This window comes from Allobosea sp. 117, from assembly GCF_000702305.1.
In the GTDB taxonomy this organism is placed as follows: Bacteria; Pseudomonadota; Alphaproteobacteria; order Rhizobiales; family Xanthobacteraceae; genus Ancylobacter.
Genome location: NZ_JNLC01000010.1, coordinates 678,127 through 698,119 on the forward strand (window position 1 = coordinate 678,127; position 19,993 = coordinate 698,119).

Annotated in this window: 23 protein-coding genes; 11 read left to right on the plus strand and 12 right to left on the minus strand. The window is 67.8% G+C overall.

Annotated elements, in window-relative coordinates; translation table 11 throughout:
• The first annotated feature begins 114 nt into the window (after positions 1–114).
• From U742_RS0105225 to U742_RS0105235, 3 genes are all read left to right on the plus strand, one after another.
• Positions 115–1,383 carry a GTP cyclohydrolase II gene (locus U742_RS0105225; protein WP_038360442.1) on the plus strand — a complete coding sequence of 423 codons (1,269 nt, stop codon included), beginning with the start codon at positions 115–117 and terminating at the stop codon, positions 1,381–1,383.
• Between the two features lie 71 nt (positions 1,384–1,454).
• Complete coding sequence (locus tag U742_RS0105230) at positions 1,455–1,751, plus strand: alkylphosphonate utilization protein (protein ID WP_029350740.1); 297 nt, start codon at positions 1,455–1,457, stop codon at positions 1,749–1,751.
• Positions 1,752–1,759: 8 nt separating this feature from the next.
• Positions 1,760–2,989, plus strand: coding sequence for a URC4/urg3 family protein (locus tag U742_RS0105235; RefSeq protein ID WP_029350742.1), 1,230 nt, complete (start codon positions 1,760–1,762; stop codon positions 2,987–2,989).
• A 55-nt stretch (positions 2,990–3,044) separates the two neighbouring features.
• Here U742_RS0105235 and U742_RS0105240 read toward each other — a convergent pair whose 3' ends face one another.
• Positions 3,045–4,019 (minus strand): Bug family tripartite tricarboxylate transporter substrate binding protein, encoded by a 975-nt coding sequence (locus U742_RS0105240; protein ID WP_029350744.1) that lies wholly within the window; start codon positions 4,017–4,019, stop codon positions 3,045–3,047.
• A gap of 332 nt (positions 4,020–4,351) precedes the next feature.
• Between U742_RS0105240 and U742_RS0105245 the strand changes: the two genes are divergently transcribed.
• The 6 genes from U742_RS0105245 (at position 4,352) to U742_RS0105270 (ending at position 10,028) form a co-directional block, all read left to right on the plus strand.
• The gene (locus U742_RS0105245) at positions 4,352–5,449 is read left to right on the plus strand and encodes an ABC transporter ATP-binding protein (RefSeq protein ID WP_029350746.1); all 1,098 of its coding nucleotides are present in this window, start codon (positions 4,352–4,354) and stop codon (positions 5,447–5,449) included.
• 40 nt (positions 5,450–5,489) lie between these two features.
• Positions 5,490–6,791, plus strand: coding sequence for an ABC transporter substrate-binding protein (locus U742_RS0105250; RefSeq protein ID WP_029350748.1), 1,302 nt, complete (start codon positions 5,490–5,492; stop codon positions 6,789–6,791).
• 198 nt (positions 6,792–6,989) lie between these two features.
• Complete coding sequence (locus U742_RS0105255) at positions 6,990–7,841, plus strand: ABC transporter permease (protein ID WP_029350750.1); 852 nt, start codon at positions 6,990–6,992, stop codon at positions 7,839–7,841.
• A gap of 162 nt (positions 7,842–8,003) precedes the next feature.
• A complete protein-coding gene (locus U742_RS0105260) occupies positions 8,004–8,834 on the plus strand; it encodes an ABC transporter permease (protein ID WP_029350751.1) in 831 nt (276 codons plus the stop codon).
• A 95-nt stretch (positions 8,835–8,929) separates the two neighbouring features.
• Positions 8,930–9,151 carry a hypothetical protein gene (locus U742_RS0105265; RefSeq protein WP_029350753.1) on the plus strand — a complete coding sequence of 74 codons (222 nt, stop codon included), beginning with the start codon at positions 8,930–8,932 and terminating at the stop codon, positions 9,149–9,151.
• 97 nt (positions 9,152–9,248) lie between these two features.
• Positions 9,249–10,028 carry a class I SAM-dependent methyltransferase gene (locus tag U742_RS0105270; protein WP_029350754.1) on the plus strand — a complete coding sequence of 260 codons (780 nt, stop codon included), beginning with the start codon at positions 9,249–9,251 and terminating at the stop codon, positions 10,026–10,028.
• A 7-nt stretch (positions 10,029–10,035) separates the two neighbouring features.
• Here U742_RS0105270 and U742_RS22440 read toward each other — a convergent pair whose 3' ends face one another.
• From U742_RS22440 to U742_RS0105325, 11 genes are all read right to left on the minus strand, one after another.
• Complete coding sequence (locus tag U742_RS22440) at positions 10,036–10,581, minus strand: hypothetical protein (RefSeq protein WP_051660871.1); 546 nt, start codon at positions 10,579–10,581, stop codon at positions 10,036–10,038.
• A 198-nt stretch (positions 10,582–10,779) separates the two neighbouring features.
• A complete protein-coding gene (locus tag U742_RS0105280) occupies positions 10,780–12,444 on the minus strand; it encodes a Na/Pi cotransporter family protein (protein WP_029350758.1) in 1,665 nt (554 codons plus the stop codon).
• Positions 12,445–12,604: 160 nt separating this feature from the next.
• Positions 12,605–13,621: a L,D-transpeptidase family protein gene (locus U742_RS0105285; RefSeq protein WP_029350760.1), complete on the minus strand. Its 1,017-nt coding sequence runs from the start codon at positions 13,619–13,621 to the stop codon at positions 12,605–12,607.
• Positions 13,622–13,748: 127 nt separating this feature from the next.
• Positions 13,749–14,357, minus strand: coding sequence for an SCO family protein (locus U742_RS0105290; RefSeq protein WP_029350761.1), 609 nt, complete (start codon positions 14,355–14,357; stop codon positions 13,749–13,751).
• Between the two features lie 158 nt (positions 14,358–14,515).
• Entirely contained in the window at positions 14,516–15,049 is a 534-nt protein-coding gene (locus U742_RS22445) for a calcium-binding protein (RefSeq protein WP_051660872.1), read from the minus strand.
• A gap of 178 nt (positions 15,050–15,227) precedes the next feature.
• Positions 15,228–15,482 (minus strand): hypothetical protein, encoded by a 255-nt coding sequence (locus U742_RS0105300; protein WP_156034132.1) that lies wholly within the window; start codon positions 15,480–15,482, stop codon positions 15,228–15,230.
• The gene (locus U742_RS23695; protein ID WP_282568315.1) at positions 15,479–15,607 is read right to left on the minus strand and encodes a hypothetical protein; all 129 of its coding nucleotides are present in this window, start codon (positions 15,605–15,607) and stop codon (positions 15,479–15,481) included. The genes U742_RS0105300 and U742_RS23695 overlap by 4 nt, the downstream gene beginning before the upstream one ends.
• A gap of 9 nt (positions 15,608–15,616) precedes the next feature.
• On the minus strand, positions 15,617–16,396 hold the full coding sequence (locus U742_RS0105310; protein ID WP_029350764.1) for an anti-sigma factor family protein: 780 nt from the start codon (positions 16,394–16,396) through the stop codon (positions 15,617–15,619).
• Positions 16,393–16,923, minus strand: a complete 531-nt coding sequence (locus U742_RS0105315) for an RNA polymerase sigma factor (protein ID WP_248310263.1) — start codon at positions 16,921–16,923, stop codon at positions 16,393–16,395. The genes U742_RS0105310 and U742_RS0105315 overlap by 4 nt, the downstream gene beginning before the upstream one ends.
• A gap of 68 nt (positions 16,924–16,991) precedes the next feature.
• A complete protein-coding gene (locus U742_RS0105320) occupies positions 16,992–18,449 on the minus strand; it encodes a YncE family protein (protein WP_029350768.1) in 1,458 nt (485 codons plus the stop codon).
• Between the two features lie 11 nt (positions 18,450–18,460).
• The gene (locus tag U742_RS0105325) at positions 18,461–18,961 is read right to left on the minus strand and encodes a DUF305 domain-containing protein (RefSeq protein ID WP_029350770.1); all 501 of its coding nucleotides are present in this window, start codon (positions 18,959–18,961) and stop codon (positions 18,461–18,463) included.
• Between the two features lie 200 nt (positions 18,962–19,161).
• Between U742_RS0105325 and U742_RS0105330 the strand changes: the two genes are divergently transcribed.
• Together U742_RS0105330 and U742_RS0105335 are read left to right on the plus strand one after the other, a co-directional pair.
• The gene (locus U742_RS0105330; RefSeq protein ID WP_029350771.1) at positions 19,162–19,587 is read left to right on the plus strand and encodes a nuclear transport factor 2 family protein; all 426 of its coding nucleotides are present in this window, start codon (positions 19,162–19,164) and stop codon (positions 19,585–19,587) included.
• An 85-nt stretch (positions 19,588–19,672) separates the two neighbouring features.
• Positions 19,673–19,972, plus strand: coding sequence for a CopD family protein (locus U742_RS0105335; protein ID WP_282568316.1), 300 nt, complete (start codon positions 19,673–19,675; stop codon positions 19,970–19,972).
• The last annotated feature ends 21 nt before the right edge of the window (positions 19,973–19,993 follow it).

A 19,993-nucleotide genomic window follows, 5' to 3' on the forward strand; every position in this document is an offset into this window, starting at 1 on the left:
GGGCGGGAGGCATAACTACCTGAAAAACAACCCACTTGCGGAAGCGACGAAATCGCGCTCTCCTACGTTGCTTCCGGTTCCCGGCCATGATGCCGGGCGAGAAGCGAGCCGAACATGACCGTCAATGCCGGCAATGGCACCCGTTCCCGCAGCCACATCGTTCTCACCTCCCACGGCGCGCCGACCGGCGTCGCCGGCGCCGCGCCGGTCCTGAACTGGGGCGCGCCGACCGCCGCCGAGCGCGGACCTATCGTCGCCTCCTCCAGCGATCCCAAGCGGCGCAACGCCATCGGCAGCCATTCCGGCGGCTATTCGGTGTATCGCGCGCTCGCCATCGCCGCCGGCGCGCTGCCGGCCGATTTCCGCGCCGATCTCACCAACACCGCGCCTTCCGACATGATCGGCCCGCATCCGCAATGGGCCGACCCGAAGAAGATCGTCTCGCTCGATCCGTGGGGCCATCTGGTCGGCGAGGTGTTCGCGGACGAGATCGCCGCCGGGCTGGACGTGCGTCCGACCATCGCGGTGACCCGCGCCCATATCGACATGCCGGAAATCCGCGACGCCATCCGCGCCGGGCGGCTCAAGGTGGACGGCGACATCATCGGCCCGAAGGGCGACGTGCGCGTCACCAAGGCGGCGATCGACCCGGTCTGGTACCTGCCCGGCATCGCCGAGCGCTTCGGCGTGAGCGAGGGCGCGCTGCGCCGCTCGCTGTTCGAGCACACCGGCGGCATGTTCCCCGAACTCGTCACCCGCGGCGATCTCAAGGTGTTCCTGCCCCCCATCGGCGGCATGACGCTCTACATGTTCGGCGACCCGGCCAAGATCGGCGACGGCGTCACCCCGCTCGCCTGCCGCGTGCACGACGAATGCAACGGCTCGGATGTGTTCTCCTCCGACATCTGTACCTGCCGGCCCTATCTCGCCCACGGCATCGAGCTCTGCGTGGAGATGGCGCAGAAGGGCGGCGTCGGCCTCGTGGTCTACAACCGCAAGGAAGGCCGCGCGCTCGGCGAGGTGACCAAGTTCCTCGTCTACAATGCCCGCAAGCGGCAGGAGGGCGGTGACCTGCCGGAGACCTATTTCAAGCGCACCGAATGCGTCGCCGGTGTGCAGGACATGCGCTTCCAGGAGCTGATGCCGGACGTATTCCATTGGCTCGGCGTCACCCGCATCGACCGCTTCGCCTCGATGAGCGACATGAAGTTCAACGCGCTGGCCCGCGCCGGCATCGAGGTGATCGAGCGCGTGCCGATCCCTGACGAGCTTATCCCGCAGGATGCGCGCGTGGAGATGGAAGCCAAGGTCTCGGCCGGCTATTACGGCACCGGCTTCCAGAGCCAGTACGACGCCACGCAGGGGCGCGGGCTCAAGGATTGACCGACACGACGATCGAGGCCCGGTCGGCTTGAGGCCGAACGGGGCCGCATTCCATTGATACGGGTAAGAGCATGGCCGACGACGATTATGTGTATGACGAGGCGACCGGCGAATGGCGGCCGGCCTCCGAGATGGCGGCGGAAGCGGCGGCGGCCAATGCGGTGCGCGACGCATCCGGCAACCTGCTCAGCGACGGGGATTCCGTCGTGCTGGTCAAGGACCTGAAGGTGAAGGGCGCCGGCCAGACGCTGAAGCAGGGCACCGTCATCCGGTCGATCCGCCTCACCGACAATCCGGAGGAGATCGACTGCCGCCACGAGAGCATCAAGGGCCTCGTGCTGCGTACCGAATTCGTGCGCAAGCGGTGAAGGGTCCCATGACTCCGCCTGAACTTCTCGCGCTTCGCACGCCGGGCGCCGTCCGTGCCCGATCGCACCGCGTGCTCGACTGGGTGCGCGGCGGACGCTCGCCGCACTTCGTCGTCAATGAGGGCGCGCTCGGCCTCGTCGCCGACTACGTGGTCGAGGTCACGCGCCAGTCCTATCCGGCGCTCGACATCCCCTATCACAGCCGCTGGCGGCACTTCGAGGCGGGCGGCGTCGACCGCTGGGCGGCGCTGGAGAAGAAGCTCGTCGGCCGCGATCCGCTGGCCAAGGCGCGGGTGATGGTTGATCTCGCGGTGGTGAGCGTGCTGCTCGATGCCGGCGCCGGCGATGCGTGGCGCTACCGCGAGGCGGAGACCGGCCTGCTCGTCGGCCGCTCCGAAGGGCTCGCCGTGGCGAGCCTCGCCATGTTCGCCGCCGGCGGCTTCTCCTCCGATCCCGCCGATCCGCTGCGCGCCGACGCGGTGGCGCTGATCGGCATCGACGCCGCCGCGCTCTCGAAGTTCTTCCAGGTGACCCCGGACAATCCTCTGGTCGGCGTCGAGGGCCGCGTCCTGCTGCTCAACCGGCTTGGCGAGGCGCTCGCCGCGCGGCCGGACCTGTTCGGCGCCGATCCAGCGCGCCCCGGCGGCCTTGTCGACGCGCTGCTGCCGCCGGCGAAGGACGGCCGCCTGCCGGCCGCACGCATCCTCGAGGCGCTGCTCGACGGGCTCTCCGTCATCTGGCCCTCGGGCCTCACGGTCGAGGGCGTCGCGCTGGGCGATGTCGGCCGCCATCCGGCCGCCGTCACCTCGGACCGCTCCAACGGTCTGGTGCCGTTCCACAAGCTCTCGCAGTGGCTGACCTACTCGCTGCTGGAGCCGTTCGAGGCGGCCGGCCTGACGGTGACCGGCCTCGACGAGCTCACGGCGCTGCCCGAATACCGCAATGGCGGCCTGCTGATCGATCTCGGCCTGATCGTGCCGCGCGAGCCGCTCGACCCGGCGGTGCGCCATCCCGTCGACGGCGAGATGGTGGTGGAATGGCGCGCGCTCACCGTCGCGCTGATGGACCGGCTCGCCGACGTCGTGCGCGGACGCCTCGGCCTCGATGCCGAGGCCTTCCCGCTCGCCCGCCTGCTGCAGGGCGGCACCTGGACCGCCGGCCGCCGCGTCGCTGCCGAGCGCCGTCCGCCGTCCGGCGGCCCGCCGCTGTCGATCGACGCCGACGGCACAGTGTTCTGAAAACAAATGGCCGGGACGAGCCCGGCCATGACGTTTCTGGAGGGGTAACGCCCGCTCAGTCGATCTGCGCGCCGGAGGCCTTCACGATGGGCGCCCACTTGTCGCGCTCGGCCTTCACATGGGCGCCGAGCTCTTCCGGCGTCGAGCCGACCACGGTGGCGCTGAAGTCGGCGAGGCGGCTCTGCACATTCGGGTCCTGCAGCGACTTGTTGGCGGCGGCGTTGAGCTTGGCGACCACCGCTGGCGGCGTGCCGGCCGGCGCGAACAGCGCGTTCCACGTATAGGTCTCGTAGCCCGGCAGCGTCTCGGCGATGGCCGGCACGTCCGGGAAGGAGGGCGCGCGCTTGGCCGTCGTCACCCCGAGCGCCCTGAGCTTGCCGCTCTTGATGTGGCCGGCGGAGGAGGGGAGGTTGTCGAACATGATCGGCACCTGGTTGGCCAGCACGTCGTTCAGCGCAGGGCCGGCCCCCTGATAGGGGATGTGCTGCATGTTCACGCCCGCCATGGTCTTGAACAGCTCGCCGGAAAGGTGCAGCGGCGTGCCGTTGCCGGAGGAGGCGTAGCTGTACTTGTCCGGGTTGGCTTTGAGCAGCGCGATCAGCTCGGCCACCGTCTTCGCCTCGAAGTTCGGGTTCACCACCAGCACGTTCGGCACGATGACCAGCAGCGAGACCGGCGCGAAGCTGGTCACCGGGTCATAGGGCATCTTCTTGTAGAGCGCCGGGTTGATCGCATGGGTAGCGACCGTGCCCATGAGCAGGGTGTAGCCGTCCGGATTCGCTTTGGCGACCGCCGCCGCACCGGTGTTGCCGCCGGCGCCGGCGCGGTTCTCCACCACCACCGTCTGGCCGAGCTCCTGGCTCATGCGCTGGGCGATGAGGCGTCCGACGAGGTCGGTCGAGCCGCCCGCCGCGAAGGGGATGACGAGCGTGATGGGCCGAGTCGGGAAATCCTGCGCGCCGGCGGAGCCGGCCGGAGCGGCGAGGGCGAGCACGGCGCCGAGCGTGGCGGCGAGCATGGAACGAAGCATGGCGTTTCTCCCAGGGGGTCGGCGGGCGGGGGTATTTTGTTTGTAGGCACCGTTGCCCAAAGGTGAGTGATATTGCCGGCTCGCTCAATGCCTGTCGCGGCGGTCTTCGACCAATGGATGGGGTGCCCATCGCGATTGGATACAATCATTGGAGTGATTGGGTCCGATCTGGGTGCATTTCGGGGCGAATTGCCCAAAAGCTGGGCGCGCCCCACCGGTGATCATGATTGAATTGCCGGCTGGAGCGGCTTCCGCAACTGGCATGTGGATTGCGAGTGGGCTTGCGAGTGCACAGCCGCGCCAGCGTCGCCAACCGGAGGGTCGTCGAACCGATGAGCAAGGCCGCCGACATCGAGCTGATCGACGTCACCAAGCGCTATGGCGCCGCCCTCGCGGTGGACCACGTCTCGCTGAGGATACCGGCGGGCACCTATTGCTGCCTGCTCGGCCCCTCGGGCTGCGGCAAGTCGACGACGCTGCGCATGATCGCCGGGCACGAGAGCATCTCGGAAGGCGACATCCGCCTCGGCCCGACCGTGGTCACCGACCTGCCGCCGGCGCGGCGCGGCACCGCGATGATGTTCCAGAGCTACGCGCTGTTCCCGCATCTCGACATCGTCGACAACGTCGCCTTCAGCCTCAAGATGAAGGGCGCGGAGAAGACCGCCCGCCGCGCCCGCGCGATGGAGATGCTGAAGCTGGTCCACATGGATCATCTCGCCGAGCGGCGCCCGGCGCAGCTCTCCGGCGGCCAGCAGCAGCGCGTCGCGCTCGCCCGCGCGCTGATCACCGATCCGCAGGTGCTGCTGCTCGACGAGCCGCTCTCCGCGCTCGACCCGTTCCTCAAGATCAAGGTGCGCCAGGAGCTGAAGCGCCTGCAATTGCAGCTCGGCATCTCCTTCATCCACGTCACCCATAGCCAGGAGGAGGCGATGGCGCTTTCCGATCTGGTGGTGGTGATGAATGCCGGGCGCATCGAGCAGGCGGCCACCCCGCGCGAGGTCTTCAACCGCCCCTCGACCGCCTTCGTCGCCCGCTTCATGGGCGACCACAACGTGATCGCCGGCCGCGTGACCTCGGTCGACGACGGCACGGTGAAGTTCGAGGTGCCGGGCGGCTCTTCCTTCGCCGCACCGGCCGAGGGCAGGGCGCTGGAGCCCGGCGAGCCGGTGGAGATCGCCGTGCGCACCGACCGCGTGCGCGTCGCCGACGCGGTGCTGCCCGGCTGCGGCCTCACCGGCCTCGTCCAGAACATCGAGTATCACGGCCAGAAGGTGCAGGTGGCGCTCGCCGCGCCGGGCGTCGACGAGTTCTCGGTGCAGGTGCCCGAGGCGAGCTTCTTCGACGCCCCGCTCGCCATTGGCGACGCCGTGCCGCTCGCCTGGACGCCGCAGGACGTCCACCTCCTCGCAGCCTCGCCCGCCGCCTGACGGCACGCGGAAACCAACACGACAAACTCGGGAGACAGCCATGAGCAGGAAGATCGAGACGGGAGCACGCGGCAAGGCGGGCCTCAGCCGCCGCCAGCTCCTGAAGGGCGCGGCCGCCGCGGGCGGTCTCGTCGCCGGCGGCGGCGCGGTGACGGGCTTCCCCACCATCTGGGCGCAGAACCCGATCACGCTGCGCCAGTTCGGCACCGGGGTGTCGAACCTCAACGCCATCGCCGAGAAGTGCAAGGCCGACCTCGGCATCACCCTGCAGATGACCGCGCTCGATTCCGACGCCGTCTCCCAGCGCGTGGTGACGCAGGCGAACAGCTTTGACATCGCCGACATCGAGTACTGGATCTGCAAGAAGGTGTTCCCGGCCGGCACGCTGCAGCCGATGGACGTGAAGAAGATCAAGTATTTCGATCAGATCGTGCCGATCTTCGTCACCGGCAAGCTGACCCCGGAATCGAAGATCGCGCAGGGCACCGCGCCCCATACGGTGAGCTTCGTCGAGGGGCCGGACTCCAAGAAGTTCGCTCCCACGCCCACCGAGTGGATGACCCTCATCCCGACTATCTACAACGCCGACACGCTCGGGATCCGCCCCGACCTCGTCGGCCGGCCGATCAAGAACTGGAAGGACATCCTCGACCCCGCCTTCAAGGGCAAGACCTCGATCCTGAACATCCCGTCCATCGGCATCATGGACGCCGCGATGATCTGCGAGAGCGCCGGCATCGTGAAATATGGCGACAAGGGCAACATGACCAAGGCGGAGATCGACGCCACCATCGATTTCCTGATCAAGACCAAGAAGGCCGGCCAGTTCCGCGCCTTCTGGAAGACCTTCGACGAGAGCGTGAACCTGATGGCCTCGGGCGAGGTGGTGATCCAGTCCATGTGGTCGCCGGCGGTGGCGGCGGTGCGCTCCAAGGGCATTCCCTGCGTCTACCAGCCGCTCGAGGAGGGCTATCGCGCCTGGGGCGGCGGCCTCGGCATCGCCAAGCATCTCAAGGGCGCGCAGCTCGACGCCGCCTATGAGTACATCAATTGGTACCTGTCCGGCTGGGTCGGCGCCTACCTCAACCGGCAGGGCTACTACTCGGCCGTGCTCTCCACCGCCGAGAAGAACATGACGCCCGAGGAGTGGGGCTTCTGGATGCTCGGCCAGCCGGCCAAGGCCGACATCCTCTCGCCCGAGGGCAAGGTGATGTACACGGCCGGCGCGGTGCGCGACGGCGGCTCCTTCAAGGAACGCATGGGCGCGGTCGCCTGCTGGAACTCGGTGATGGACGAGGACCGCTACATGGTCCGCCGCTGGAACGAGTTCATCGCGGCGTGAGGCTGTGAATGCGGCGAGCGCCTGCGTGCTTCGAGGCTCGCTGACGCTCGCACCTCAGCATGACGGACGTGGGGGAACCGCTTCCCCGATATGCAACGTCATCCTGAGGTGCCCGGGCGCAGCCCGGGCCTCGAAGAATGGTCATCTTGCCTTCTTGCCGAAGCGCCGTGCCTTCGATCGTGACCCGGAAAGCCCCGCATGACGCTCTCACGCTACGCCCCCTATCTTCAGGCGACGCCGCTGGCGGTGATCCTCGCGGCCTTCCTCGTGCTGCCGATCGCCACCATCGTGATGGTGAGCTTTTGGGACTACGACTCGATCCAGATCTTCCCGGCCTTCGTCTTCACCAATTACGAGGAGACGATCACCTCGCCGGTGACCTGGAACACCTATCTCAACACGCTGAAATACACCGTCATCGTGTGGGCGCTGACGCTCTTCATCGGCTTCTGGGTCGCCTATTACCTCGCCTTTCACATCCGTTCGGCGACCACGCAGATGGTGCTATTCCTCGTCTGCACCGTGCCGTTCCTGACCTCGAACATCATCCGCATGATCTCGTGGATCCCGTTCCTCGGGCGCAACGGGCTGCTGAACCAGACGCTGATGGGCCTCGGCCTCATCGATCAACCGCTGGAATTCCTGCTGTTCTCGGACTTCGCGGTGGTGCTCGCCATGGTGCACCTCTACACGCTGTTCATGGTCACCCCGATCTTCAACACGCTGATGCGCATCGACCGCGCATTGATCGAGGCCGCGCGCGACGCCGGCGCGAATGCCTGGCAGATATTGACCAACGTCATCATCCCGCTGGCCAAGCCGGGCATCGCCATCGGCTCGATCTTCGTCGTGACGCTGGTGATGGGCGACTTCATCACCGTGCGCTTCATGTCCGGTGGGCAGTCGGCCTCGGTCGGCCTGATGATGGCGAATCAGATCGCGCTACTGCAGTACCCCGCCGCCGCGGCGAACGCGGTGATCCTGCTGATCATCGTGCTGATGCTGGTCGCCGGCATCCTGCGCGTCGTCAACATCCGCAAGGAGCTGTGAGATGGCGGGGACGTACGGGGTGAGCATCCTTCGAGGCCCGGGCTTCGCCCAGGCACCTCAGGATGACGGCGCTATGTTTGAGCAAGGCTCCGTCATGCTGAGGTGCTGGCCGCAGGCCAGCCTCGAAGCACGCAGGCCGATCGCCGCAGGAGGGATTGCAGGATGAACTCCGAAAAGCGCGGCCCCGGCTTTTATGTGCTCACGGCCTTCTTCGTGCTGTTCGTGCTGTTCCTCTATGGGCCGCTGACGACCATCTTCATCCTGTCGTTCCAGGGGCCCAATGGCGGCCTCACCTTCCCGATGAACGGCACCTCGCTGCGCTGGTTCGAGAACCTCCTGTTCGAGCAGCAGGCGGTCGGCGATTTCGGCGGCGCCTTCTCGCGTTCGCTGGTGCTCGGCATCATGACCATGGTGGCGACCGTGGTGGTGGCGCTGCTCGCCGGCCTCGCCTTCCGCCGCCGCTTCCTCGGCTCCGGACCGCTCTTCTATCTCACCATCGCTAGCCTGATCGTACCCTCGATCCTGATCTCGCTCGGCATCGGCCTCGCCTTCCAGGTGTTCGGGCTGGAGCCGGCCTGGTACTCCTCCGCCTTCGGCGCGCATCTCACCTGGACGCTGCCCTTCGGCCTCTTGATCATGTTCGCGGTCTTCAACCGCTTCAATCCGGCCTATGAGGAGGCTGCGCGCGATCTCGGCGCCACCCCGTGGCAGACCTTCGCCCATGTCGTGCTGCCGATCATCCTGCCGAGCCTGATCGGCGTCGGCCTGTTCGGCTTCACGCTCTCCTATGACGAGTTCGCCCGTACGCTGATGACCTCCGGCACCTTCAACACGCTGCCGCTGGAGATCTACGGCATGACTACCAACGTCACCACGCCGGTGCTCTACGCGCTCGGCACCGTGACCACGGTGTTCTCGATGGCGATCATCCTGATCGCGCTTGCCGCCATCGCGGTGCTGCGCATGCGCCGCGCCCGCCGCATCGCCGGCTGAGCGCGCGCCGCCCTCCTGCCGTCCGTAGGAACCCGGTACCCGGCCGGCACGTTGCCGTGTACAGTTTTCGCGCGGACGAGGACGGGAGGAACGCCATGAACATCTGTACCAGTAACCGCACCATCTGCGACCTGCTGCACGAGGTTGCCAAGGACGATCGCAAGCACGCTCTGACCATCAAGCTGCGCAGCGGCGACACCATCACCGCCTACGGCCCGATCGAGGTGGCCGACCGCTTCATGCTGTGCCGGCTGCACGACGGCAATTATCAGGGCTCGCAGCTCATCGCCCTCGACACCATCGAGTTCATCCGCTGAGCCGATTATGGGCGCCTTCGCGCAGGGCGCGGTTGACGGCCCTCGCTGATATGCATTAGCCAGCATCGGCTCCAGCGTGGAGCGTGCCGGGGGGCGCATGGATATTACCGAAGCAGCGCTGATCATGGCGGCTTGCCGCGCGCGGGGCGTCTCCAAGGAGACCGCGCCCGACGACGAGATGTGGCAGCACGGCAGCCCATGGTACTGGTGGGTCGGCGAGAGCGGGCTCGGCTGCATTCTCTCCGCGATGTCCCAGTCGGCGGCGACGCGCGAGGTCAAGCGCGTGCTCGACCTGCCCTGCGGCCATGGCCGCGTCGGGCGCTGGCTGAAGGCCGCCTTCCCGCAGGCCGAGGTCTATGGCTGCGACCTCAACCGCAGCGGCGTCGATTTCTGCGCCTCGACCCTCGGCCTGATCCCGGTCTATTCGCATGAGGAGCTGACCAGCGCCGAGCTGCCGCGCGACCTCGACGTGATCTGGGTCGGCTCGCTGTTCACCCATGTCGACGAGGCCCGCACCACGCGCTGGATGCGCTATCTCATTGACCATCTGGCGCCGGGTGGCCTCCTGGTCGCCACCTTCCACGGCCTCTTCCCGCGCGCCTCGCACGAGACCATGCCGCTCATCAACACGCAGTCGTGGCAGACCATCGTCGCCGGCTACGAGGAGAAGGGCTACGGCTATGCGCGTTACACCGAGATGGATCTCGGCGACTATGGCGTCTCGGTCTCCAAGCCCTCGCGCATCCTCGACATCGCCGGGACCTTCGAGGGCACGCGGGTGATCGCCTATATGGAGCGCGCCTGGGCCGACAATCACGACGTGCTCGCCATCGCCCGCACCGACCGCTACCTGCGCTGGAAGATGCCGCACGAATAGGCGGCGCTCAGTACGTCACCACTGAGACCGGCATGTCGCGCAGCTTGCGGTAGAGCCGGATGTTCTCGACATAGGGCCACCACTCGAACAGCAGCAGCTCGATCGGCCGCCACAGCCCGACCCAGCCGGCGATGATCGCGCCCTCGACCAGCAGCCGGCTCAGCAGGCTGTCCTCCGGCACCAGCCGCTCGATGCCGGCGGCGAGGCCAAGGCAGAGCGCCAGGAACACGACGCCGACGATCAGCGCGCGCCGGCCGTTCTGCCACACCTCGCCGAGCTGGCGCTCGGTGTGCTGGATGTGCCGGTCGCAATAGCTCGCCAGCGCCTGCGGAATGCGCGGCACCAGCGCGTCGCTCTCGGGAGAGGACGGCACCTCGATGCGGGTTGCTACCGGCCGGTGCCTCCAGCCGCGCTGGATGCGCACCGTCTCCATCACAAGGTCGACGCCGGACATGTCGATGTCCTCGCCCGCGAACGGGTCGACATCGGGAACGGCGAAGAAATTGCGCAGATCGTGCAGCCGCACGACGACGTCGATGGTGTCGATCGCCATGACGAACTCCGACGAACTTCCTGGCCCCAGGCTGGGATAACAGCCGGGCGGAACGCTGGCGACGGAAAATCGTTCCCGTCACGGCCGGCGCGAGGGCGAACCGGCATTAGCGTTAATGCCTTGCGACTGAACCGCAATTTCGGAAAGCTCGGCGCGGCTGCCGATGCTTCGTCCGGGGGAGCGCGCGGAATCCGGCGTTCACTCCTCGGCGCCGGAGGCGAGGCGGCTCGGCAGCAGCGCGCCGCTGCGCTCCAGCACCGGATAGGCCGCCGCCGCGACGATGTGCGAGTTCACCAGCTTGATGTCGCGCAGAAGGTCGAGATGCAATGCGCTCGCCTGCGCATCCTCCAGCCGCGACGAGCGGAGCCGGTCGAAATGCGACAGCGTCGCCTTCGACTCGGCGTCGCGGAACGCCACCTTCTCGTCGGCGAGCAGCCGCGCCGCGCGCGGATCCTCGGTCATGAACAGCGAGGCGGCGGCGCCCAGATTGGCCAGCAGGCGGTCGATCATGCCGGCGAGTTCGGCCTGGTCGTCCTTCGGCAGGGCGCCGGTCCGCTTCAGGCGCTTGGACAGGTGCGGCAGCAGGTTGCGGTCCACCACGTCGCCGGCCTGCTCCATGTTCATGGTGAAGGTGAGGATCTCGGTGAGGCGCCGGTCGTCCTCGGTGCTCAGCTCGTCGGGGTCGAGCGTCGAGAGATAGGCCTTGATCTCCGTGTTGAGTCGGTCAAGCACGTCGTCGCGCCGCTTGATCTCGGCGATCGCCCTGCGGTCGCCATTGGCGAGCGCGCCGCGCGCGCCGGTCAGCATCTCGGCCAGAACGTCGGACAGGCGCAGCGCCTCGCGGGCCGCACCGCCGAGTGCGACGATGGGGGTCTCCTTGGCCGCCGCATCGAGATAGCGCGGCCGCGACGGGTCGGCCGGGTCGACCCTGTCCGGGAACCAGCGGCGCAGCAGGCTTGCATAGGGCGTCAGCAGCGGCAGGAAGAGCGCCGCCAGCGCCAGATTGAAGAACATGTGGAAGTCGGCGACGGCGCGGCCATTGTCCGGCTGGAAGGTCACCATGAGGTGCCCGATCGGCGCCAGCGCGGCGAGCGCGATGATGACGCCCACCAGCCGCGTGCACAGATTGCCGATGGGCAGCCGCCGCGCCGCCGGGTCGTCGCCGGCCGGCCCTTCCAGCACCGGGTTGATCGCGGTGCCGAGATTGGCGCCGAGCACCATGGCGAAGGCGGCGTTGGGCGGCACCGCGCCGTTCGCCGCCAGCGACATGATGAGCAGCACGATGGCGACGCTGGAATGCGCCGCCCAGGTGAGCCCGGCGGCGATGAACATGGCGAGCACCGGCATGGTCGACACCGCGCCGAGCAGGACGCGCAGGCTCGGCGTGTCCTCGAAATCGGTCAGCAGGCCGAGCAACTGGTGCAGCGCGAGCAGCATGAGCCCGAGCCCGATGAAGACCCTCCCGAGATCGTGCGTGTGGCTGGTGGCGTCGCGCCGGAACATCACCACGCCGACGAGGATCAGCGCCGGCGAAAGCGCCGAGACGTCGAAGGACAGCACCTGGACGATCAGCGTCGTGCCGACATTGGCGCCGAGCATGACGGCGAGCGCCGGCGCCAGCTCGACGAGGCCGCCGGCGGCGAAGCCAGCGGTCATCAGGCCGGTGGCGGTGCTGCTCTGCAGGATCGCGGTGACGCCGAGCCCCGCGAGGAAGGCGCGCAGCCGGGTGCGCAGCGCGCGGCCGAGGAAGGCACGCAGGTGATGACCCAGCGCCCGCTGCACGCCGGTCTGGACCATGTGCGTGCCCCACAGCAGCAGGGCGATGGCGCCGCCGAGGTCGATCAGTGAGGGAGGAAAGGTCATCGCATCTCGCCGCATGTGCCGCTTGGCACTTCTCCCGGAAGCATCGGGCGTGCCGTTCCGCCCATGCGCGTCGGGAGCGCAATTACCACCCAGTTTGCTGGACTATGCGGCCGGCATCCCGGCTCTTCAACCCCCGGACGGCATTCCGGGGAAAGCCGGGCTATTCGCCCTCGTCCGCCCCGCCGGCGTCGGGCACATAGGGATCGGCCAGCGCCGCGTCGGGACGGCTGACCTCGATCTTGCCGGAGGTCAGCGCCGCCAGCTTCTGCGGGCCGACCTTACGCAGCATGTCGCGGAAGGCGGGGTTCATGCCGCCGTCGACATAGGTCGCCAGCGCGGGCGGCATCGTCTCCGACAGGCGGATGACCGCCTCCTCGTCCCGCGCGCGCCGTTCGGCGACCAGCGCGTCGAGCTGCGGCGCCGGCGCCGCCTGAGGGCAGGGGGCCAGCGGATCGGCCGGCATGTCGGCGTCCGGTGCTCCGGTGAAGCGGTAGCGACCGCCGCAGGCGGAGACGACCGGCGGCTGCTTCGTCACCGCGAACAGGTCCGTGCCTTCCTTGAGGTTGCGCCAGAACGGCATGTTCGGGTCGTTGCGGTGGGCCGCGAGATTGCGCGGCGTCATGCGGAAGGGCAGCGACTGCACCTGGAAGCTCGGCTGGCCGCCGGCCAGCGCCTCGCGCGCCACCGCGTAGATCTCGGAGATGCCGTCATTGGTCATGGCGTAGCAGCCGGCCGAGGTGCAGGCGCCGTGCACCATCAGCGCGCTGCCGGAATAGCCGAGCGCCCGCTCGAGCTGGTTCGGATAGCCGAGATTGAACGACAGGTAGAATTGCGAGCGCGGATTGAGCTGCGCGCGCGAGACCGAGTAGAAGCCCTCGGGCGCCTGCCGGTCGCCTTCCTGCGTCTTCGGGCCGAGCTTGCCGGACCAGCGGCACAGCGGATAGGTCTTGAGCAGCGCGTAGCGCCCGGAGCTGTTGCGCTTCCACAGCTCGAGCTCGCTCTCCTTCTTGTAGATGCGCACCATGATCGGGTCGTCCGGGCTCATGCCCTTGGCCGACATCTCCGAGACGAGCTTGGCCGGGATCGGCACCGAGCCGCGTTCGTCCACGTCGCCACCGGCGCAGCCGGCGAGCAGCGCGACCACGCCGAACAGGAGGAGGGTGCGAAGCATCTTCATGGCGATCCAGCCGGTCGATGGAGCCTTTGAACCGCCGTCCGGCCATGTGGACGGGCGGCGCGATCGTTCTGAGGCGGACTATGTCTCGCAATTTATGAAAAATGTCGGAGTCCCCGCTCGCGAAGGCTCATGGCGTCTTCACGAGGCGCCGCAGCTTGGCGAGCTGGGTCTCCACCGGCTCGTGCTGGTCGAGGGTGATGACGAACCTCCCGTCCGCACCCATCAGGAACACCACGGCCGTATGGTCCATGGTGTAGCTCTCCCCACTCGGCACCTTGCGGTAATAGGCCTTGTAGTTCCTCACCATCCGGTCGATCGCGGCGCCGTCCCCCGTCAGCGCCACGATGCGCGGGTCGAAGGAGGACATGTAGGTGGTGAGCGCCTCCGCCGTGTCGCGCTCGGGATCGACGGTGACGAACAGCACCTTGAGCCTGTCGGCATCCGGGCCGAGCGCCTGCATAAGCTGGGTCAGCCCGAACAGCGTCGTCGGGCAGACGTCCGGGCAATGGGTGAAGCCGAAGAAGACAGCATGCGGGCGCCCCGCCACATCCTTTTCGGTGAAGGTCGCGCCGCGCTGGTCGGTGAGGGTGAACGGCCCGCCGATCGCGCCCGCGTCGGTGCCGGCCGACGGCTGCCGGGGCGGTGGATCGCCACGGAGCGCCAGCGCGACATAGGCGATGGCCGCGGCGGCGGCGGCCAGCCACAGCGCGATACGGAGGAGGCGAAGCGTCTGCACGGGAGCTCTCTGCGATCAGCTCTCGTGGCTAAAGCCGATGCCCTCGCGAAGCGCAAATCACGCTCGCGCCAGATCGCGTGCAGGGTAGGCCACCCTTCGCGCGGCTTGGCAGGATCGGAAGATCGGAAATCGGCGGATCGCCCGGGTGCCGGAACGGCTCACCCGACGCCGGCGTAAAAGACCGAATCGCCGACGACGAAGACTTCGATCCCCGTCGCGAGCACGGACTGATCGGGAAAATGGATCGAGTAGAAGCCGGCCGCGTAGGAGACGGAGGCGTCGCTGGCCGAACGCCCCTCGAAATAGAGCGTGTCGTAGCCCTCGCCGCCGAACACGATGTCCGTGCCGGTCGAGGTCGGTGCGAAATGGAAGACGTCGTTGCCCGTGCCGCCGAACAGGGCGGTCTGGCCGGGGCCGTCATGCAGCGTGTCGGAGCCGGCGCCTCCGAACAGGAAGTCGTTGCCGGGGCCGGCCGCGAGCGTGTCGTTGCCGGCGAAGCTGAACACCAGGTTGTTGCCGCTTTCCGCGACGATGCCATCGTCATACGGGCTGCCGAAGGTCGTGTTGCCATAGGTCGCCAGCCCGCCGGTCGCTGCCGACGTGCTAGCGGGAACCCCGGTCTCGGACGTTGTCGCGGCACGGGACTCCGTGCGCTCGGGGACGCCTGCATGATTCCCGCTGAACTCACCCATAGGCCCACCTCCCTTCCCAATTGTCACGTGAATCGGCGTCGCTCCGCGACGCCGCCGGCTTCGGGTTATCTATAAGAGCACGCATGAAAAGCCGTCGTGTCAAGCACGAGTGCGGCGCTCCGGTTGTGGCGCAGCATGGTACCGGTCGTGGGCTTGGTGGTTTCCCAAGCGGCCTTATTCATCGCAAGACCCGCTGACCGGCGAGGCTGCCGCATCGATTCCACCGGACCAGCAGCGCATAGAGGAGACCCTTTTCGGGCGCCGAGCCGGGCAGAAGCGGCCGGATTCGGACATGGATCACCGCGAACGCCGGTCCTGCGGCGACCTTGAAGCCGTTGGTGAAGAGCGCGCCATTGGAGTCCGGGAGGTGAAGCGCGGTCCAGATGCGATCGACGCCAAGCTCCCGCAGCACAGGCCTGGTCCACAGCTTCACCAGGCGCTGGAGCCCCCGCGCTCGGTGACGATGCCGAATCGGTTGGCGAGACCCAGCAGGAGGAAGTTGACCGCCAGCGCGACCAGGCCCGCCAGCAGCGCTCTCGAGTAAGTGGCAAGCGCCATCGTTCCCCCTCAAGCCTCGCTGCGGATCTGGCGGCGTACCTCGTCCGCCAGCGGGTGCAGCCGGTCCGGGGCCACCGCGCCGACGAGGCTGTAGCCGAGGCCGCGGTCCGCCCAGGCGAGGCCGTTGAGATCGCCCTGCGCGTGGGGCGCCATCGGTATGTCGCCATCGCTCCGCATGGGACGCGCCAGCATGACGAGGCGGGTGCCGCGGTCGTCGTCATACATGAACAGCGCGGCGGGTCCGTGCTCGGTCGGCACCACGCGCCCGCCCATGAGCCGGTAGCCTGCAGCCGTCAGGTCCGGAATGCCGACCGGACGGCCGACGCGTTTGGTGGTCCAGGCAGCGAGCACGTCGCGGTCGCTTGCGCGGATTTCGACCGGGCGCACCAGATCGGGCGCATAGGTCGCATAGCTGGCTGCGGCCTCGCGGGCGAGCGCCTGCACGCCCTCGTAGGAGGCGGGCGCCATCCCGCGCAGCGACCAGCCACCGATGCCGCCAGCGCAGAGGAGGAGCGCGGCCGCCGCGGCCATCGCCCAGCGCGGTGCCGGCCGCGGGCGGTGGCGCTCCGCAATCATGCGGGAAAGGTCGAGTTCCGTCGGCACCGGCTCCTCGATCACCCGGGCGAAGGCATCGCGCAACGCGTCTCGCTGCTCACTATGGAGGGCGATGCGGCGGGCGACGTCCGGATGGGCGTCGAGATAGGCGCTCACCTCGATCCGACGATCGGGGTCGAGCGTGCCGTCGATGAGGCCGTTGAGATCGTCTTCGGTAATGGGGCGAGAGCTCATTTCACGCTCCGGAGATAAGGCGGCGAGGGGATCGCCCGCGGTTCGACGGACATCAGCCGGGCAAGGCGTTCGCGGGCACGCGACAGGCGCGACATCACCGTGCCGATGGGTATGTCGAGCACCCGAGCCGCATCGGCATAGGAGAGTTCCTCGACGGTGACCAGCAGCAGCACGGTGCGCTGCTCGTCGGGCAGTTGCGCCAGCGCGTCGAGCAGGTCGCGGTGGCGCAACCCGTCCTCCTGCGGCGCGGCGGATGACAGCTTCGCCGCCTCGGCATCGTCGAACGTCACGTGAACCGGGCGCTGCGCCGCGCGGCGCAGCCGCGTCATGGCGAGATTGTGCAGGATGGTGAAGATCCAGGCCCGCGCGTCGTCGTTCGCACGCCGCTGGTGCCAGCGGCTGATAGCGCGCTCCAGGCAGTCCTGCACCAGATCATCCGCCGCCGCCCGCTCGCGCATCAGCGCACGGGCATAGCGCCGCAAGGCGGGGATCAGCGGCTCGATGAGGCGCACCATCTCGTGGTTCATGGCGTCTCCTTTACGGGAGCGGCGAGCCTCCGCCGTGAGCTGATCTCGCGGCGGAGGCAAAGGCTGCGTCAATCCACTGTCTGGCGCTGCACGACGGTGCCGGGCTGCGACGTCGTTCCCTCGGCGATGACGAGATAGCGGCGCTGAGCCGTCACGTCACTTTGCACGATCTGGCGGATCGGTCCGGTGGCGTTGACGATAGCCGAGCCGGCCGGATTGGTCATAAAGGCCGAGAGCGGTTCCAACGCGCCCTTGCCGTCGAGCCGGTCCGACAGCGCCAGCACATAGGGCTTCTTCGGCTGAAGGCCGGTGACGGAGGCCTGCAGGACCTGGATCAGCCCCTGGTCGAACAGCGAAATGCTGGTCGGCGCCTTGTCCGCGGCCTTGCCGTCCCCGGCGAGGCTGAGATGGGCCGCCTGCCCGGCGACGCCGAGCGGCTGCAGGTTCGAGGTGCCGTCGCCCTCCGGTACCGCACCGGGGACGTAGTTGACCGCCTGCGGCGCCTGGCCGATCGGGATGGTGGCGATCACCTTGTTGCTGAGCGTGTCGATGGCGGCGAGCGCGTCAGCGTTCTCCAGCCCGACATAGACCCGCGCGCCGTCGCCCGACGGCCAGATGCCGTGCGGCAGCTTGCCGACGGGAATCGTCGCCACCTGCGCGAAGTCGTCGGTGCGGAACACCTTCACCTCGTTGAGCCCGCCGACCGTTACATAGGCGAAGCTGCCCTTGGCGTTGCGGGCGAAGTTGACGTGGTTGGTGATCGGGCCGGTGTCGAGCGTCTTGATGACCTCGAAGGGCGGCTGCGCGTTGAACACCTGCGTCTTGCCGATGTCCTTCAGCGTGAACCAGACCTGCTTGCCGTCCGGCGTTGCGGCGATGTTCGGGCAGAACGGGCTTTCCTGCTTCACATGGCCGACGATCTCGTGGTCGGCGACCGAGATCACCACCGTCTCCGGCATGAAGGAGGAGCAGACATAGCCATATTTCCCGTCGGGCGAGAAAATCTGCATGCCCGGGCCGTTCGGCACCTTGATGCGGGTCTTCTCCTCATAGGTCGCCCCGTCAAGCACGGCGATGTAGTCCTCGCCGCGCACCGTCACCCAGATTTCCTTGCCGTCCGGCGTGAAGAACGCCTCGTGCGGCGAGCGGCCGACATAGGTGGTGTGCTTCACCTGATTGGTCGCGGTATCGATGAAGGTGACGGAGTTCGAGCCGATCGACACCACGGCGAGCGTCTTGCGGTCGGGCGAGAAGCCCATGCCGTGCACCAGCACCTGCCCCTTGTAGAGCGGGCTGAAGTTCATCGGCTGCGGGTCGCCGAGCTTGATGACGCCGACCAGCTTGTTGGTGGCGGGGTCGGTGACCGAGACGGTGTTGGAGAACTGCTCGGCGGCATAGACGCGGTCGCGGCTGCTGATGGCAATTTCCGGCGCCGAGGCGGCGAAGGGCGCTTCGCCGGCGCAGGCGGGGGCAGCGCAGGCGAGGGCGGTGCCGGCGAGCAGACCGGCCAGGATACGGTTTTTCATCATCAGTGGTCCTATTGTGCCGGCGGGGCCGGCTGCATCGCCATGGCGTCATGCGCCATTGCGGAATGGTCGTGGGCGGGGGACGGTTGAAGCGCGGCCGGCGCGACGGCATCCGGTTGCGTCGGCGCCGGTGCCGAGGGCGGCGGCGTCTGGCCAAGCGCGAGCCGCATTGCAGCGATCTCCTGCTGCTGCTCGACGACGATCTCCTGCGCGAGGCGGCGCAGTTGCGGATTGGTGCCGTAGCGCAGATAGGCGACCGCCATGTCGATCGCGCCTTGGTGATGCGGGATCATCATCGCCGTGAAATCGGCATCGATGTCACCGGTCGGCTTCACCTCCATCTCCGCCATCATCTTGTCCATGGCGGCGGTGTTCTCGGCGAGGAAGGGCGCCTCGTCGCTGGTGGCGGAGGCGGTCGTGTCGCCATGGCCGTGGTCATGCGCCTGAGCGCCGGCGCCGGCGAGGCATGCCGCCAGCACTACCCCGACGCAGGCAAGATGTCGTTGTCGCATGGGCTGTTCTCCTTCGGCGCGATGGCGCCTTCAGGAGGTTGGACACGCGAGGAGCCCGATTATTCCGGCGCGGCACGGATTTTTCTCCGGCGCGTCGCCGTCCCGAGATGAAAATTCGCGATTTCGGGCCCGGTCCTGCGGAATAAACCGGCGGTGCGGGAGTCTGCGCTTGTGCAGGTCACATCAGGAGACACCCGCACATGCGCCTTCCCATCTTTGCCACCAGCCTCGCCCTCCTCGCCGCCTCCGGCTCCGCCGCCCTGGCGGGACCCGCGGAAGACCTCGCCAGGTCCCGCATCGACGCCATCGCCGGCGGCGACCTTGCCGCCGTCGCCTCCGCCTATGCCCCGGCCGCGACCCTGCATTGGGTCGGCGGCCCACTCGACGGCAGCTACAGCCAGTCCGACAAGATCAGGGAGGTCTGGTCGAAGTTCTTCGCGGCCCAGGGCACGCAAAAGGCGGCCATCGCCGCGACGACCGAGGGCGCCAATCCCAAGGGTGGCACGGTGACGGTGGACGTCACCTTCGCCGGCAAGAACACCGTCAAGGTGCGCTACGTGCTGCTCTATCGCGACGGCAAGCTCGTCGACGAGATCTGGCAGGTCAATCCGGCCGCGACGTACTGAGCATCAATCCTGCGGGGGCGGCCGCCATACCGCCTCCGTGGGGGTGAACGATCTAGGGGCCCCGACAGGTTCTCACTTCCCATAGTTGGCCACGCGAGATGTCGCGCTGGTCATTATGACCGGGATCGTCAATACCATGCTCGTCTTGGGTCAATGGCCGCACGAGCCGATTTCACCTTATCAGCGCCTGCTCGACATCAAGATCGTCCTCATCTTCGCCATGACCGGCCTTGCGGTTCTCAACCGCTATGTCTTCGTGCCGCGCCTTCGCACACACCCCGACCGCGCCATCGCAAGCATCCAAACCGGGACCCTTGTCGAGGTCATTCTCGGCATCGGGGTGCTGGCATTGGTCGCCATCTTCGGTCTGATGGACCCAAACTGACGCATTCGCTGCATGGACACA